At 68.2% G+C, this 15,820-nt stretch carries 12 protein-coding genes and 1 pseudogene; all 13 read left to right on the forward strand.

Annotated features, from left to right (window positions below; translation table 11 throughout):
* Positions 1-55: 55 nt before the first annotated feature.
* Complete coding sequence (locus RYM47_RS10910; RefSeq protein WP_315387849.1) at positions 56-2,197, forward strand: EAL domain-containing protein; 2,142 nt, start codon at positions 56-58, stop codon at positions 2,195-2,197.
* Between the two features lie 577 nt (positions 2,198-2,774).
* A complete protein-coding gene (gene flhB, locus RYM47_RS10915) occupies positions 2,775-3,905 on the forward strand; it encodes a flagellar biosynthesis protein FlhB (RefSeq protein WP_315387850.1) in 1,131 nt (376 codons plus the stop codon).
* Positions 3,906-3,949: 44 nt separating this feature from the next.
* The gene (flhA, locus tag RYM47_RS10920; RefSeq protein ID WP_315387867.1) at positions 3,950-6,007 is read left to right on the forward strand and encodes a flagellar biosynthesis protein FlhA; all 2,058 of its coding nucleotides are present in this window, start codon (positions 3,950-3,952) and stop codon (positions 6,005-6,007) included.
* 148 nt (positions 6,008-6,155) lie between these two features.
* Entirely contained in the window at positions 6,156-8,105 is a 1,950-nt protein-coding gene (locus RYM47_RS10925) for an AAA family ATPase (RefSeq protein WP_315387851.1), read from the forward strand.
* Complete coding sequence (locus tag RYM47_RS10930; RefSeq protein WP_315387852.1) at positions 8,092-8,979, forward strand: MinD/ParA family protein; 888 nt, start codon at positions 8,092-8,094, stop codon at positions 8,977-8,979. The genes RYM47_RS10925 and RYM47_RS10930 overlap by 14 nt, the downstream gene beginning before the upstream one ends.
* Complete coding sequence (locus RYM47_RS10935) at positions 8,976-9,722, forward strand: RNA polymerase sigma factor FliA (protein WP_311184469.1); 747 nt, start codon at positions 8,976-8,978, stop codon at positions 9,720-9,722. Before RYM47_RS10930 ends, RYM47_RS10935 begins: the two co-directional genes overlap by 4 nt.
* A gap of 16 nt (positions 9,723-9,738) precedes the next feature.
* The gene (gene cheY / locus RYM47_RS10940; protein WP_017357461.1) at positions 9,739-10,131 is read left to right on the forward strand and encodes a chemotaxis response regulator CheY; all 393 of its coding nucleotides are present in this window, start codon (positions 9,739-9,741) and stop codon (positions 10,129-10,131) included.
* The gene (locus RYM47_RS10945) at positions 10,131-10,745 is read left to right on the forward strand and encodes a protein phosphatase CheZ (RefSeq protein ID WP_315387854.1); all 615 of its coding nucleotides are present in this window, start codon (positions 10,131-10,133) and stop codon (positions 10,743-10,745) included. The genes cheY and RYM47_RS10945 overlap by 1 nt, the downstream gene beginning before the upstream one ends.
* Positions 10,746-10,749: 4 nt before the next feature.
* On the forward strand, positions 10,750-12,564 hold the full coding sequence (locus RYM47_RS10950; protein WP_315387856.1) for a chemotaxis protein CheA: 1,815 nt from the start codon (positions 10,750-10,752) through the stop codon (positions 12,562-12,564).
* Positions 12,565-12,701: 137 nt separating this feature from the next.
* Positions 12,702-13,442, forward strand: a complete 741-nt coding sequence (locus RYM47_RS10955) for a flagellar motor protein (RefSeq protein WP_315387857.1) — start codon at positions 12,702-12,704, stop codon at positions 13,440-13,442.
* 1 nt (position 13,443) lies between these two features.
* Positions 13,444-14,442 (forward strand): flagellar motor protein MotD, encoded by a 999-nt coding sequence (motD, locus tag RYM47_RS10960; RefSeq protein ID WP_315387858.1) that lies wholly within the window; start codon positions 13,444-13,446, stop codon positions 14,440-14,442.
* Positions 14,443-14,446: 4 nt separating this feature from the next.
* Complete coding sequence (locus RYM47_RS10965; protein WP_315387859.1) at positions 14,447-15,229, forward strand: ParA family protein; 783 nt, start codon at positions 14,447-14,449, stop codon at positions 15,227-15,229.
* Positions 15,226-15,820 (forward strand): annotated as a pseudogene (locus RYM47_RS10970) (hypothetical protein); the annotation flags it as partial. The gene RYM47_RS10965 and the pseudogene RYM47_RS10970, both read left to right, overlap by 4 nt.

The following is a 15,820-nucleotide window of genomic DNA, read 5'->3' on the forward strand; positions in this document are numbered from 1 at the left end:
GCCATACGCGCGTGCTGGTCAGTGCAATCTGCTGCGTACGCCAGGGAGAGTCAGCATGCTCATCGGCAGTTACACCCCATGGTTGGTCGTGGTCTCGCTGCTGGTCGCCATCCTCGCGTCATTCACCGCGCTGGACATGGCCAACCGGGTCACTACAGCGCCCTCCTCGCGCATCAGCGTGCTGTGGCTGGTCGGTGGCGGCTGCGCCATGGGCCTGGGCATCTGGTCCATGCATTTCATCGGCATGCTGGCGTTCCGCCTGCCGATTCCCCTCGGATACGACCTTGGCCTGACCGGCGCGTCACTGCTGGCGGCGGTGGCCTCGTCCATCTTTGCCCTGTGGCTGGTCTCACGTCCCACCCTGCCGCATTCGCGCCTCGCGCTGGGCGGGCTGCTGATGGGGTGCGGCATTGCCAGCATGCATTACATCGGCATGTCGGCGATGTTGATGCGGCCGGGTATCGAATATCACAGCGGCTGGTTCATCCTGTCGGTGATCGTCGCGGTGGCCGCGTCCTGGGTCGCGCTGTTCGTGGCCTTCCGGCTGCGTCACAACGACACCCGTCTGCACCACCGGATCGTACCGGCGGTGCTGCTGGGTGTGGCCATCGTCGGCATGCACTACACCGGCATGGCCGCCGCACAGTTCCCGGCCAACAGCGTGTGCGGCGCCGCTGCTGGCGACGGCCTGCAGACCCAGTGGCTGGGTGCACTGGTGATGGTGCTGACCATCGCTATCCTGGCGGTGGTACTGCTGGTGTCCTGGCTGGACCAGCGCCAGCAGGCCCAACTGCTGCGCCTGCGCAACCAGCGCCTGCGCAGCTCGCTGGACGACGCAGAAGCCGAACTCAGCCAGGCCGCACTGCACGACCCGCTCACCCACCTGCCCAACCGCCTGCTGCTGCAGCAGCACATCGACCAGGCGCTTATCGACGCCGAGCTGCGTGGCGGCCGCTTCGCGGTGATGTTCATGGACCTGGACGGCTTCAAGCAGGTCAACGATGCGTACGGCCACCAGACCGGCGATTCGCTGCTGGTCGCGGTCGCCGCGCGCACCCGCCAGCTGCTGCGCCCGACCGATGTGCTGGCACGCCTGGGCGGCGACGAGTTCGTGCTTGTGGTCGGCATCGAAGACGACGAAGACGTGGTCACCGTCGCCAGCCGCATCATCCAGTCCATCGCCCAGGGCAACCTGGTGCCCGGTCACGAACTCCAGGTCACCGCCAGCATCGGTATCGCGATCTGCCCCGACCACGCCGCGACCGAACGCCAGCTCATGGGCTACGCCGACGCGGCGATGTACCAGGCCAAGGAGGCCGGGCGCAACGCGTATGTGGTGTTTGCCGAATGGATGAGCGACAGCGCCGAACAGCAGTTCCGGCTGCTGGCCGACCTGCGCCGCGCCATCGAGCTGAACCAGCTGTTCCTGCAGTACCAGCCCAAGGTGCGGGTCAGCACCCACCAGGTCAGCGGTGCCGAGGCGCTGATCCGCTGGCAGCACCCCGACCAGGGGCTGATTCCACCCGATCGCTTCATCCGCCTCGCCGAGCGCAGCGGCGTGATCAACGATATCGGCCGCTGGGCATTGAACGAAGCCTGCCGCCAGCTGCGGCGCTGGCACGACGCCGGCCACGACACCTGGTCGGTGTCGGTGAACCTGTCACCGATCCAGTTCAGCTCGCCGCACCTGCTGCAGGAAGTAAGCGCTGCACTGGAAACCCACCGGGTCGAACCGCGTCGGCTGGTACTGGAGATCACCGAAAGCGCGGTGATGCGCGACACCGACACCAGCCTTCGCCTGCTGCAGTCGCTGGCGCGATTGGGCGTGGGCATTTCCATCGACGATTTCGGGACCGGCTACTCCAGCCTGCTCTACCTCAAGCGCCTGCCGGCTACGGAGATCAAGATCGACCACGCCTTCGTGCGCGATTTGGAAAGCAGTTCCGAAGACGTGGTGATCGTCTCGGCGATCGTCGCGCTCGGCCACGCGCTGGACATGGACATCGTCGCCGAAGGCGTGGAAACCGCCGGCCAACGCGCCTATCTGGAGCGGCTGGGCTGCGATTTCCTGCAGGGCTACCTGCTCGGCCGCCCGGTCGACCCCGAACGCTTCATGCAGCTGCACGACCTGCCCCGCCCGCGCATGGTGGTCGCGCCGGAACTGCAGGCCAGCCAGGGCGGGCATTTCCTGGATTGAGGGCGCAGCCACGCAGGGCGCGGCTCTACCCGGACGCGCAACAGCCGGCTGCGTGGAACCCGTTTTGGTAGGGTCGCATCCCAATCGACTGCACGGAACGGTGCCGCGACCGGTTTGGGCATGAACATTGACGGAAACGGCTCTTGCCGTTCGATGGTCATGCGTTACAGAACGTGGAACCGTTCCGTGCGGTCGTCTGGGGACCGACCCTACCGCAGGTAACCGACCCCGGAATCACCCTGCTAACCGCCCCCCCCACTCCTACCACGATCAGCCCGGCCGCCAGCCACCTTTGCCGCCGCACCCGCTCGCGCAGCACCACTGCGGAAATGATCACCGCGAACACGATCGACGTCTCGCGCAGCGCCGACACCACCGGATCCACGCCGCGCACGGACACAAACATCGCGCGGACCGGCATGGGTAGGGTCGCATCCCAATCGACCGCACGTGGATTGCCCACGTTCTGTGAGGCATGACCCTGAACGGAGAAGGCCGTCGCCGTTCGAGGGCCACGCGATCCAGAACGGAACAGTTCTTGCACCACCCCGGGTGACCCTTCCGGTACCCCCTCCCGATGTCCGAAAACGAATCAGCCGGCGAAAAGACCGAACAACCTACCGAAAAACGCCTGCGCGATGCCCGTGAAGAGGGCAACATCCCCCGCTCGCGTGAGCTGGCGACGGCCGCCGTGTTCGGTGCCTCGGTGCTGGCGCTGATGGCGTTTTCCGGGAGCATGGCGGCCGGCGGCAAGGCCTGGATGAAGTCCGCGCTGAGCCCCGAACCCGGCCTGCGCTTCGAACCCAATGGCCTGTTCAGCCACTTCGGCCACCTGTTCCTGCAGCTGATGCTGGCGATGTGGCCGCTGCTGCTGATCTGCCTGCTGGCCAGTTTCCTGGCGCCGGTGGCAATGGGCGGGCTGCGCTGGTCCAACAAATCGCTGATGCCCCAGTTCAACCGGCTCAGCCCGATGGCCGGCATGAAGCGCCTGTACGGGGCCGAAGCCATCGCCGAGTTCATCAAGTCGCTGCTGCGCATCCTGTTCGTCGGCGCCGCCGCCGGGCTGGTGGTCTGGCACGGCATCCGCCCGCTGCGCGACCTGGTCCACCAGCCGCTTGAAGCGGCCATCGTCAACGGCCTGGGCTTCACCCTGAAACTGATGCTCGCTACCGGCGGCGCGATGATGCTGCTGGCCGCCATCGACGCCCCGTACCAGCGCTGGAACTGGATGCGCAAGCTGAAGATGACCCGTGAAGAGCTGCGCCGGGAAATGAAGGAAAGCGAGGGCAGCCCCGAGGTGAAAGGCCGCATCCGCCAGCTGCAGCAGCAGATGGCCAACCGCCGGATGATGGAGGCGGTGCCCACCGCCGACGTGGTGGTGGTCAACCCCACCCACTACGCGGTGGCCCTGAAGTACGAAGGTGGTGCCATGAACGCCCCCACCGTGGTCGCCCTGGGCGTGGACGAGACCGCCCTGCGCATCCGTGAAGTGGCCGACGGCAACAAGGTGGCGATCGTCTCTGCCCCGCCTTTGGCACGCGCCTTGTATCGGGAAGGCCAACTCGGAAAGGAAATCCCCGTGAGACTGTATTCGGCCGTCGCCCAGGTCCTGTCCTACGTCTACCAGCTGCGCGCCTGGCGCACTGGCCCGATGCCGGACGCCCCGCACATCCAGGTGGATGAATTCGGCAAGGGAGGCCGCCCGTGAGCGCCCATCCCTCCGCCGGCTTCAACACCCGCCGCGCTCTGGAAATGATCCGCCAGGGCCTTGGCGCACCGCTGATCGTGCTGGCCCTGCTGGCCATGGTCGTGGTGCCGCTGGCCGCCCCCGTGCTCGACGCGTTGTTCACCTTCAACATCGCCATCTCGCTGATGGTGCTGCTGGCGGTGGTCTACGTGAAGCGCCCGCTGGACTTCACCATCTTCCCGATCGTGCTGCTGATCACCACCATGCTGCGGCTGGCGCTGAACGTGGCGTCCACCCGCGTGATCCTGCTCAACGGCCAGAACGGCCACGACGCGGCCGGCAAGGTGATCGCCGCGTTCGGTGAATTCGTGATCGGTGGCAACTACGCGGTCGGCATCGTGGTGTTCGCGATCCTGACCATCATCAATTTCGTGGTCATCACCAAGGGCGCCGGCCGCGTCTCGGAAGTGACCGCGCGCTTCATCCTGGACGCCATGCCGGGCAAGCAGATGGCGATCGACGCCGACCTCAACGCCGGTTTGCTGACGCGTGAAGAAGCCAAACTGCGCCGTGAAGAAGTCCGCGAGGAAGCCGACTTCTACGGCGCCATGGACGGCGCCAGCAAGTTCATCCGCGGCGACGCCATCGCCGGCATCCTGATCCTGTTCATCAACATGCTCGGCGGACTGGCCGTGGGCGTACTCCAGCACGGCATGCCGTTTGGCGAAGCCGCGGCCACCTATACCCTGCTGTCGATCGGTGACGGCCTGGTGGCGCAGCTGCCGGCCCTGCTGGTGTCCTCGGCCGTGGCGATGCTGGTCACCCGCGCGTCGCGTTCGCAGGACATGGCCCAGGCCATGATGGGCCAGGTATTCGGCCAGCACCGTGCGCTGACGATTGCCGCGGCGATCCTGGGCCTGGTCGGCCTGGTCCCGGGCATGCCCAACGTCGCCTTCTTGACGCTGGCCGCCATCCTCGGCTTCATCGCCTGGAAACTCTGGAAGAAGAGCCAGGCCGCCGAGCAGGCCGCCGCCACCCCAGCCGCCGGCCCAACCACCGCACTCGGCCTGCCGGCCGGTACGCCCTCGCCCACCGCCGAACTGACCTGGGACGAACTGCGTCCGGTCGACCCGCTGGGCCTGGAAGTGGGGTACCGCCTGATTCCGCTGGTGGACAAGAACCAGGGCGGCGAACTTATGGCGCGGATCAAGGGCGTGCGCCGCAAGCTCACCCATGACATCGGCTTCCTGATTCCCTCGGTGCACATCCGCGACAACCTGGAACTGGGCGCCACCGCCTACCGCCTGCTGATCCACGGCGTGCCGGTGGCGACTGCCGAGATCCACCCCGACCGCGAACTGGCGCTGGACCCGGGCAGCGCGCTCGGCGCGCTGGAAGGCATTGCCGGCAAGGACCCCGCGTTCGGCCTGGACGCCACGTGGATCCAGCCGCACCAGCGCGCCCACGCCGAATCGATGGGCTACACCGTGGTCGATCCTGCCACCGTGGTCGCCACCCACCTGTCCCACCTGATCCGCGAGCATGCGCCGGAACTGCTCGGTCACGAAGAAGTGCAGCAGCTGCTGGCCAACCTGGCCAAGAGCGCGCCCAAGCTGGTTGAAGACCTCACCCCCAAGGCGCTGCCGCTGTCGGTGGTGGTGCGGGTGCTGCAGAACCTGCTGATCGAGCGCATCCCGGTACGCCAGCTGCGCAAGATCGCCGAGTCGCTGGTCGAGAACGCGCCGCTCAGCCAGGACCCGGGCGTGCTCACCGCCGCCGTGCGCAACGCGCTGGGCCGTTTCATCGTGCAGGAAATCGCCGGCATGTCGGCGGAGTTGCCGGTGTTCACCCTCAACCCGCAATTGGAACGTGTCTTGCAGGAGTCCACTCAGGGCAACGGCGCAGCGCTGGAACCCGGACTCGCCGAGCGACTGCACCAGAGCCTGGCCGAATGTGTCGGCAAGCAGGAAGCGAAGAACGAGCCCGCGGTGGTGTTGGTGCCCGGTCCGGTACGTGCCGCGCTGGCACGGCTGGTACGCCACAGCGTTCCGTCGCTGTCCGTGCTGGCCTACAGCGAGGTGCCGGAAGACAAGCGCTTGAAGCTGGTCGGCACGATCAGCTGAGCCGGAACACCGACAGCAACGCGTCAGAAAACAGACACACCCATTTCGCCATCACCGCAGCAGGACAAGAAGGGAACCCCGGACCGTGCAGACCACCGACAACCAGAGCCTCCCTTCTTCCCCCCAGACCCCGTCCCGGTACCACAGCATGAAAATCAAACGCTTCGTCGCTCCCGATATGCGCTCGGCCATGAACCTGGTGCGCAAGGAACATGGTCCCGATGCGGTGATCCTGTCCAATCGCCGGATCGAGGAAGGCGTGGAGATCGTGGCCGCGGCGAACTATGACGAAGGCGCGGTGCAGCGCGCACTGGAAGCGGCCCGCAAGGACGTCGCCCCGCCGCCGCCGGCCCCGCGCCCGCGCAACGCTGCTGACGCGGTGATTGCCGCGGTCACCCGCCGCAAGGCACCGGTCGCCGCGCCGGAACCGGTCGCCGCCACCACGTCGGCAGTCGCCGCGCTGGCCCGCGCCGCCGTCGGCGCCACCGGTCGCACCCTCGACACCGCCAACGAAATCGTGCCGCCGCCGGGCAGCCCCGGTTTCGCCGCGACCCTGGCCCGCGCTGCCGTCGCGCCGAGCCGTAGCCTGGAAGCGCTGCCGGAACAGATCTTTGCCCCCTTCAATGTCGAACAGGCCGCCGCCCACGCGGTAGCGCCGGGCCCTGCCCGGCCCATGATCGAAGACGCACCGTCTCCGGTCCGCGCGGCCGCACCGGTCCCGTCCAACCGTGCCCGCTTCATCATCGACCCGCCGCAGGACGACGCCCCGCTGTTCGAAATGCACGCCCCGCCCGCCCGCACCCTGCCGCCGCAGCTGCCGCAGATGCCCGCCCAGCAGATGCAGCGCGCCGTGTTCGACGCGCCGATCGCCCCGCTGTGGGAAACCGTGCCGGTGGTCCCGGCCCCGCTCAGCGAGCGCTTCGACATCGACGACTCCGCCGTGTTCGTGCCGCCGGCACCGATGGCGATGATTGAAACTTACGCTCCGGTTGCTCCGATTGCTCCGGTTGCCCCGGTTGCTCCGGTGGCAGCGATGATGATTGCCCCGCCGGCACTGCCGCCGATGCAGGCCGCCAACGAACCGACGGCCCCGGCCGAGGTCGTTGAGGTCGTGGCAGTTCCTGCCCCGGAACCGGTTGCCGCTGCCCCGGTCGCCGCACCTGCCCCCGCCCCGGTCACCTTGGTCCGCGACGACGAGGAACTGCGCCAGCTGCGCCATGAAGTGGCCGGCATGCGGCACGTGATCGAGCGCGAAATGAACCGCTTCACCGACGAACGCCTGCGCGGCTCGCCGGTGCGTGCCGCCGCACTGGACCTGATGGACGAATACGGCTTCGACGCCGGCATCTGCCGCGACGTGGCCCTGCAGATCCCGCTCGACACCGAAGCCCACCGAGGTCGCGGGCTGATGCTCGGCCTGCTGTCGAAGAAGCTGCCGATCGCCCCGGTTGATCCGCTCGAGGCGGGTGGCGTGATCGCCCTGGTCGGCCCCACCGGTGCCGGCAAGACCACCACGATTGCCAAGCTGGCCTCGCGCTTCGCCGAAGCGCATGCCGCCCGCGACGTGGCCCTGGTCACCACCGACACCGCCCGCATCGGTGCCCGCGAACAGCTGTACGGCTTCGGTCGCCAGCTCGGCATCGCGGTGCACGAAGCCAACAGCGGCAGCGACCTGGCCCAGCTGCTGGAGCGCCTGAAGGACTACAAGCTGGTGCTGATCGACACCGCCGGGCTGGGCCCGCGCGACCGTGCCCTCGCCGCGCAGCTGCAGTGGCTGCGGGCCTCCGAGCAGATCCGCACCCTGCTGGTGCTGCCGGCCAACACCAGTTTCAGCGACATGGACGAAGTGGTCCGCCGCTTCAGCGCCGCCAACCCGCAGGGCGTGGTGCTGAGCAAGCTGGACGAGACCGGCCGCTTCGGCACCGCCCTGTCCGTGGCCGTGGACCACCGTCTGCCGATCACCTGGGTGACCGACGGCCAGGACGTTCCCGAAGACCTGCACCGGGCCAGTGCGGCCAATCTTGTACTTCGCCTTGAAGATTTGCGCCGCGCGGCCGATATGCCCTGCAACCCGGAGTTGAACCATGCCGTCGCGTGAGTACGAAAACCTGACCAGGACCTTCCCGCTGTCGGCCACCCGGCCCCAGCCGCTGGGCCCGGTGCGCACCATCGCCGTCACCGGCGGCAAGGGCGGCGTGGGCAAGACCAACGTCTCGGCCAACCTGGCCGTGTCGCTGGCCGGCATGGGCAAGCGCACGCTGCTGCTGGACGCCGACCTGGGTCTTGCCAACATCGACGTGATCCTGGGCCTGCAGCCCAAGCTGACCCTGGCCGACCTGGTCGCCGGGCGCTGCACCCTGGAAGAAGTGATCCTGGAAGGCCCCAACGGCGTGCTGGTGGTCCCGGCCGCGTCCGGGCGCCGGCACATGGCAGAACTGCAGCCGGCCGAGCACGTGGGCCTGGTCAACGTGTTCTCCGAACTGGAACGCGAGCTGGACTTCATGGTGGTGGACACCGCCGCCGGCATCACCGACGGCGTGCTCACCTTCTGCCAGGCCGCACAGGACACCGTGGTGGTGGTCTGCGACGAACCGGCCTCGATCACCGACGCCTACGCACTGATCAAGGTGCTCTCGCGCGAGCGTGGCGTGGACCGCATCCAGGTCGTGGCCAACATGGTGCGCGACCCCAATGAAGGCCGCGTGCTGTACGAAAAGCTCAGCCGCGTCTGCGAAAAGTTCCTGGCCGACGTCTCGCTCAACTACCTGGGCTGCGTGCCGCAGGACGACTGGCTGCGCCTGTCGGTGCAGCGCCAGCAGCCGGTGGTCAAGGCCTATCCGTCCAGCCCGGCCGCGCAGGCGATCGCCGAGATCGCCCGCCGCACCGCGCGCTGGCAGGCCCCGACCGAGCCGCGTGGCGGCGTCGAGTTCTTCCTGGAACGCATCCTCAAGCAGCGCGGGGTGGCCGCATGAAAGGCGCCGCACAATACAAGGAGGTGCAACGCGCCGCCGCCAACGAGTGCATTGCCCAGCACTCGGACCTGGTCCGGCGCATTGCCCACCACCTGGCCGCGCGACTGCCGGCCAGCGTTGAAGTGGACGACCTGATCCAGGCCGGCATGATGGGCCTGATCGAGGCCTCGCGCAGCTACGACGCCGACCAGGGCGCCTCGTTCGAAACCTACGCCTCGATCCGCATCCGCGGTTCGATGATCGACGAGATCCGCCGCGGCGACTGGGTACCGCGCTCGGTGCACCGTCGTGCACGCGATGCCGCCTCCACCATCCGCCGCCTGGAGCAGAGCACCGGCCGCGCCGCAAGCGCCACCGAAGTGGCCGCGGCGATGGACATGCCGCTGCCGGATTACCTGCGCCTGATGGAAGACGCCGCGCGCGGCCAGGTGCTGAGCCTGGAATCGCGCATCGAAGACCAGGGCGAGCTCGACACCGTCGCCCAAGGCGGCCCGACCCCGCAGCAGGTACTGGAGCGCGGCGAATTCGGCCGCGAACTGGGCAATGCGATCGGCCTGCTGCCGGAGCGCGAACAGCTGGTGCTGTCGCTTTACTACGAGCAGGAGCTGAATCTCAAGGAGATCGGCGCGGTGCTAGGAGTCAGCGAATCGCGCGTCTGCCAGATCCATGGCCAGGCCGTGCTGCGCCTGCGTGGCCGACTGAAGATCTTCGAGGCGGCCGACGCCGGCCTCGAAAACAATTGATACCGAGGAACGACCTTTGAACAAGAACATGCGCATCCTGATCGTCGACGACTTCTCGACCATGCGTCGTATCGTCAAGAACCTGCTGGGCGATCTGGGCTTCACCAATACGGCCGAAGCCGAGGACGGGCATGCCGCGCTGGCCCTGCTGCAGAGCCAGCCGTTCGATTTCGTGGTCACCGACTGGAACATGCCGGTGATGACCGGCATCGACCTGCTCAAGGCGATCCGCGCCGACGCCAAGCTCAAGACCCTGCCGGTATTGATGGTCACCGCCGAAGCCAAGCGCGAGCAGATCATCGAAGCCGCCCAGTCCGGCGTGAACGGCTACATCATCAAGCCGTTCACCGCGCAGACCCTGGAAGAAAAGCTCGGCAAGATCTTCGAGCGACTGGCGGCGAGTGCCTGATGGAAACCCTTCGCGACAAATCGGCGCTGGTGCAGCGCCTGCAGGATGCCCTTGCCGCGCTGGAAAGCGGTGACGAAGCCGGCTGGCGTCGGGAAATCGACGCGCTGGCCGCGCTGCGCACCCAGCCGATGATGGCGGGTCTGAACCGACTGGCCCGCGAGCTCGGCCAAGCCCTCGGCGAACTCCCTACCCTGCCCAGCGAGGCGGGTGAGCTGGACGACGCCTGTGCGCGCCTAGACCACGTTGTGGCGATGACCGAACAGGCCACCCACCGCACCCTGGACCTGGCTGAAGAATGCCGGTCGTTGACCGAACAGCTGCGCGCCAACGGGTTGAGTCCGGACCAGGACGTGCAGCTCGACCGCATCCGCCACAACCTCACCGAAATCGCGCTCACCCAGAGCTACCAGGATCTGACCGGGCAGATCATCCGCCGCGTCGTTGGCATCGTGCGCCGCGTGCACGAAGGCTTCGGCGCGCTCGGCCTGCCGCCGCCTGACGAGACCGCTAGCAAGCGCGACAACGGCCTGGCCGGCCCGGCCGTGACCGGGCTGGACCGCCACCAGGTGTCGCAGGTCGACGCCGACGACCTGCTTTCCGATCTGGGGCTTTGAAACCATGAGTGCTGTTCCCGACGACATTGCTGCAGACTTCATCCTCGAGGCCCAGGAGATCCTGGATCGCCTTGGCGAACAGCTGGTGTCGCTGGAGCAGTCGCCCCAGGACAGCGACCAGCTCAACGCGGTGTTCCGCGGCTTCCACACGCTCAAGGGCGGTGCCGGCTTCCTCGGCATCCAGGCGATGGTGGAGCTGTGCCATGCCGCTGAAGAGACCCTGGGCATGGCGCGCTCCGGCCAAGCGGTGCTGCAGGCGCATCACTTCGATGCCGGCCAGCAGTCGCTGGACTACCTGCAGTCGATGCTGGATTCCGTGTCGGCCGGTACCGAGCCGGGCTATGCGCCACCGGAACTGATCGCGCAGTTCGACGTCAATGGTCCGGCCGTGCCTGCACCGGTGGCGGCCGCTGCGCCAGCCAGCAGCGACCTGATCACCGACGACGAGTTCGAAGCGCTGCTGGACACCCTGCACGGCGGCGCGGCACCGACCGCCGTGACGCCCACGAAAAACGACGGCCTGATAGGCGAAGACGAATTCGAAGCGCTGCTCGACCAGCTGCATGGCGGCGCCGCGCCGGGTGCGGTGCAGGCCGCTGCCCCCGCTGTGGCGCCCGCGCCGCGCCCGGTGGCCGCACCGGCACCGGCCAAGCCTGCCGCCAACAAGCCGGTGGCCGAAGCCGAGCACACCGTGCGCGTGGACACCAAGCGACTGGACGCCATCGTCAACCTGATCGGCGAACTGGTGCTGTCGCGCAACCGGCTCAAGACCCTGCGCGCCCGCCTGCATGACGAAGAGCTGGACCGCGCCGTGTCGACCCTGGACATCGCCACCGCGCGCCTGCAGTCGGCGGTGATGCGCACCCGCATGCAGCCGGTCGGCAAGGTGTTCTCGCGCTTCCCCAAGGTCGCCCGCGACGTTGCCCGCAACCTGAAGAAGGAAGTGGAGCTGGAGCTGATCGGCGCGGAAACCGAGCTGGACCGCAACCTGGTCGAAGCGCTGGCCGACCCGCTGGTGCACCTGGTGCGCAACGCAATCGACCACGGCATCGAAATGCCCGAGCTGCGCGAGGCGCAGGGCAAGACCCGCAGCGGCAACGTGCGGCTTTCGGCGCAGCAGGAAGGCGACTACGTCAGCATTGAAGTGCAGGACGACGGCGCCGGCATCGATCCGGAGCGGCTGCGCGCCAAGGCCCGTGAAAAGGGTTTGATCGACCCCGAAGCCGCCGCCCGCCTGAGCAGCGAAGAATGCCTGCACCTGGTGTTCCTGCCTGGCTTCTCGACCAAGCAGGAAGTCACCGACATCTCCGGCCGTGGCGTCGGCATGGACGTGGTCCAGTCGCGCATCCGCGAATTGAGCGGCCAGATCCAGATCCAGTCCGAGCTCGGTCGCGGCAGCCGCTTCCTGATCCGCGTGCCGCTGACCCTGGCGATCCTGCCGACCCTGCTGGTCCAGGCCGGTGAGGACATCTACGCGCTGCCGCTGGCGCGCGTGATGGAAGTGCTGCATGCCCCCAACACCTCGCTGGGCTGGTTCGACGGCCGCGCGGTGCTGGACCGCAAGTCGCACACGCTGCCGCTGGTCGACCTGCGCCACTGGCTGGACGTCGAACCGGCGGCCTCGCCGCTGCTCACCATCGTGGTGCTGCAGGCCGGCGAAGCGCGTTTCGGCCTGGTGGTGGACCAGGTGCGCGGCCGCGAGGAGGTGGTGATCAAACCGCTGCCCAAGGCCCTGCGCGGCCTCCGCGGCTACGCCGGCGCCACCCTGATCGGCGACGGCCGCATGTCCTTGATCCTGGATGTTGACGGGTTGCGGTAAACCGTCGCAGCCACGCAGGGCGTGGCTCTACCACCGTTCCACCGCCCCGGTAGAGCCACGCCCTGCGTGGCTGAACCACCGACCAACCCAACACCGCCCCAACTCAAGTCCCCCATACGCAAGCCGATATCGAACCAATGGACAGACTCAGCCTCATCGGACTTTTCCTCGCCCTGGCCTCGCTGGTCGGTGGCAGCATCCTCAAGGGTGCCGGTCTGGCGTCGCTGTGGTCCCCCGCTGCCTTCGTCATCGTCATCGTCGGCACGCTTGCCGCGATCCTGCTGCACACCTCCCCGGCCGTGTTCAAGCACGCCTTCAAGATCGTCAGCTGGATCATCCGCCCGCCGAGCACCGACCGCAGCGAACTGATCCGCCAGATCGTCGAGTGGAGCAACATCGCCCGCCGCCAGGGCCTGCTCGGCCTGGAAACCCAGGTGGACGCCCAGGACGACCCCTTCCTGCGCAAGGGCCTGCAGCTGCTGGTCGACGGCGTCGAACCGGAAACCATCCGGCACATGCTGGAAATCGAACTGAGCAGCCAGGAAAGCCGCGACCTCGCCGCCTCCAAGGTGTTCGAAGGCATGGGCATCTACGCGCCCACCCTGGGCATCATCGGTGCCGTGCTCGGCCTGATCGCGGTGATGAAGAACCTCGCCGACCCGAGCAAGCTCGGCCACGGCATCGCCGCCGCGTTCACCGCCACCATCTACGGCATCGCCTCGGCCAACCTGCTGTTCCTGCCGGTCTCGGCCAAGCTCAAGAGCGTGATCCACCACAACAGCCGCGACCGCGAGATGATCATCGAAGGCCTGATCTCGATCGCGCAGGGCGAGAACCCGCGCAACATCGAAACCAACCTGTCCGGGTTCCTGCACTGAGATGGCCCGGCGCAAGGCCCACGAAGAGCATGCCAACCATGAGGCCTGGGCGATTCCCTACGCCGACCTCATGACGCTGCTGCTTGCCTTCTTCGTGGTGATGTACGCCATCTCCTCGCTCAACGAAGGCAAGTACCGGGTCATGGCCGACGCGCTGACCACTGCCTTCGGCGGCGCGCCGCGCACCATCAATCCAGTCCAGGTCGGCAACCAGCAGGTCCAGGGCGGCGGCTGGGACAGTCCCTCGGTGATCAAGGCCGGCAACCGGGTCGGTCCGTCCGCGCCCTCGCCGAGCAACGACCCCACCCTGCTGCCGGCGATGGCCTCGCAGATGCGCATGCCGGTCTCCGTGCACAACCAGGAACAGCTGCAGCGCGCCGAGCGCCAGCTCAATGGCATCGCCGACCGTCTCACCGCCACGCTGGCGCCGCTGATCGACCGCGGCATGATCACCGTGCGCCGCACCGAGTTGTGGATCGAGGTGGAGATCAACAGCGACATCCTGTTCACCACCGGCTCGGCCACGCTCGACGTGCAGGCGCGCGACACCTTGTCGTCGCTCGCGCAGGTCCTGCACGACGCGCCCAATGGCGTGCGCGTGGAAGGCCATACCGACGACGTGCCGATTGCCACCGCGCTGTTCCCCTCCAACTGGGAACTCTCGGCGGCGCGCGCGGCCAGCGTGGTGCACCTGTTCGCCGACCAGGGCGTGCAACCGGCACGGCTGGCGATGGTCGGCTACGGCCAGTTCCGCCCGCGTGAGGACAACGCCAGTGCGCAGGGCCGCAACCGCAACCGTCGGGTGATGGTCATCATCCTCGCCGACACCGCGCAGGGCGTGGACCCGCTGGGTCCCCAGCTCACCGCCGAATCCAACACCGCACCGGCGCCATCGCCGGCTGCGCGCCCTCCTGTTTCCCCCCTCGCCCCGGTGCAGCTGCCACCGGTGCCGGCCGGCAGCCATGTGGGCGCCGCCGTTCCCCCTGCAATGAAGGAGTGAACCGATGCGTATCTGGGCAATCGCCAACCAGAAAGGCGGCGTGGGCAAGACCACCACGACCCTCGCGCTGGGCCGCGGCCTGGCCACGCTGGGCCACCGCGTCCTGCTGATCGACCTCGATCCGCATTCGTCGCTGACCCGCGCCTTCAACGTGCCACTGGACCCGCCGCCGGCCGGCGTGCTGGAGCTGTTCGGCACCCCGCCTGCCGAGCTCGCCGCCCTCGCCCACCGCAGCACCGTGCCTGGGCTGGACTACATCTGCGCGCAGGCGGCGCTGGCCACCCTGGAACGCCGCAGCGCCAACCAGCCGGGCCTCGGCCTGGCCCTGCAGCAGGCGATGACCCGCCACCAGGGCCAGCACGACTACATCCTGCTCGACTGCGCGCCCACCCTGGGCCTGTTGATGATCAACGCGCTGGCCGCCGCCGACCGCCTGATCATTCCGACCCAGGCCGAACCGCTGGCGCTGCATGGCCTGGACGGCATGGTCCGGACCGGTGAGATGGTCGAGCGCTCGCGCCGTCGTCCGCTGCCGATGTCGATCCTGCCCACCCTGTTCGACCGCCGCACCCGTGCCGGCAACGAAACCCTGAAACAGATGCAGGACCGCCACGGCCAGCGCGTCTGGGAAGACGCCATCCCGGTCGACACCCGCATCTCCAATGCCGCCGGCCTGACCGTGCCGCTCACCTCCGACGACTACCCCGGCCGCGGCCTGCTGGCCTACCGCCGCGCGCTGGAATGGATCCTGGCCGACGACGCACAGCAGATGGAGCGTGCGGCATGAGTAACGTCGGCGTGCTGGACGACTACCTGGAAGAGCTGCTGGGCGATGCGGTGCCGAGCGCGACCGTTGCCGTTGCCGATGTGGTCGAGGCTGCAGGCGTTGCCGAGGCGATCCGCGCGGAATTCGCTGCAGCGCCGGCATTCGAAACGCCGACGTCAGCCGGCGCACCCGCAAACCTCGCCCTGCTCGACGAACTGATGAACGACCCGGCGCTGGGGCCGGTGGAGGCAGCTGCGGTCCCCGCCTTCGAAACGCCGACATCCCCGGGCGCGCCTGCGAACCTGGCGCTGCTTGACGAACTGCTCAACGACCCGGCGCTTGGCCCGGTCGCGGCACCGGCCGCTCCCGGCTTCGATACCCCGACGTCACCCGGTGCCCCGGCCAATCTCGCCCTGCTGGACGAACTGCTCAACGATCCCGCCCTGGGCCCGGTCGTGGACGCTGCGCGGCCGAGCTGGGACGACCTGCCCGACGAGGCGCTGCACGACCGCGCGCCCGCAGCAGCGTCGCCTGCCGCGCCGGCACCGCCCCGCGTTGCTGCACCGGTTGCAGCCCCCGTCGCCCGCGCAGTGCCTGCGCCCGCGCCGCAGC

The sequence above is a fragment of the uncultured Stenotrophomonas sp. genome, from assembly GCF_963519125.1.
GTDB lineage: Bacteria > Pseudomonadota > Gammaproteobacteria > Xanthomonadales > Xanthomonadaceae > Stenotrophomonas.

What these genes read in the sequence shown, in the direction of transcription:
- RYM47_RS10910 (WP_315387849.1), top strand. Translation starts at nt 56, where the DNA reads ATGCTCATCGGCAGTTACACCCCATGGTTGGTCGTGGTCTCGCTGCTG.
- flhB (WP_315387850.1), top strand. Translation starts at nt 2,775, where the DNA reads ATGTCCGAAAACGAATCAGCCGGCGAAAAGACCGAACAACCTACCGAA.
- flhA (WP_315387867.1), top strand. Translation starts at nt 3,950, where the DNA reads ATGATCCGCCAGGGCCTTGGCGCACCGCTGATCGTGCTGGCCCTGCTG.
- RYM47_RS10925 (WP_315387851.1), top strand. Translation starts at nt 6,156, where the DNA reads ATGAAAATCAAACGCTTCGTCGCTCCCGATATGCGCTCGGCCATGAAC.
- RYM47_RS10930 (WP_315387852.1), top strand. Translation starts at nt 8,092, where the DNA reads ATGCCGTCGCGTGAGTACGAAAACCTGACCAGGACCTTCCCGCTGTCG.
- RYM47_RS10935 (WP_311184469.1), top strand. Translation starts at nt 8,976, where the DNA reads ATGAAAGGCGCCGCACAATACAAGGAGGTGCAACGCGCCGCCGCCAAC.
- RYM47_RS10945 (WP_315387854.1), top strand. Translation starts at nt 10,131, where the DNA reads ATGGAAACCCTTCGCGACAAATCGGCGCTGGTGCAGCGCCTGCAGGAT.
- RYM47_RS10950 (WP_315387856.1), top strand. Translation starts at nt 10,750, where the DNA reads ATGAGTGCTGTTCCCGACGACATTGCTGCAGACTTCATCCTCGAGGCC.
- RYM47_RS10955 (WP_315387857.1), top strand. Translation starts at nt 12,702, where the DNA reads ATGGACAGACTCAGCCTCATCGGACTTTTCCTCGCCCTGGCCTCGCTG.
- motD (WP_315387858.1), top strand. Translation starts at nt 13,444, where the DNA reads ATGGCCCGGCGCAAGGCCCACGAAGAGCATGCCAACCATGAGGCCTGG.
- RYM47_RS10965 (WP_315387859.1), top strand. Translation starts at nt 14,447, where the DNA reads ATGCGTATCTGGGCAATCGCCAACCAGAAAGGCGGCGTGGGCAAGACC.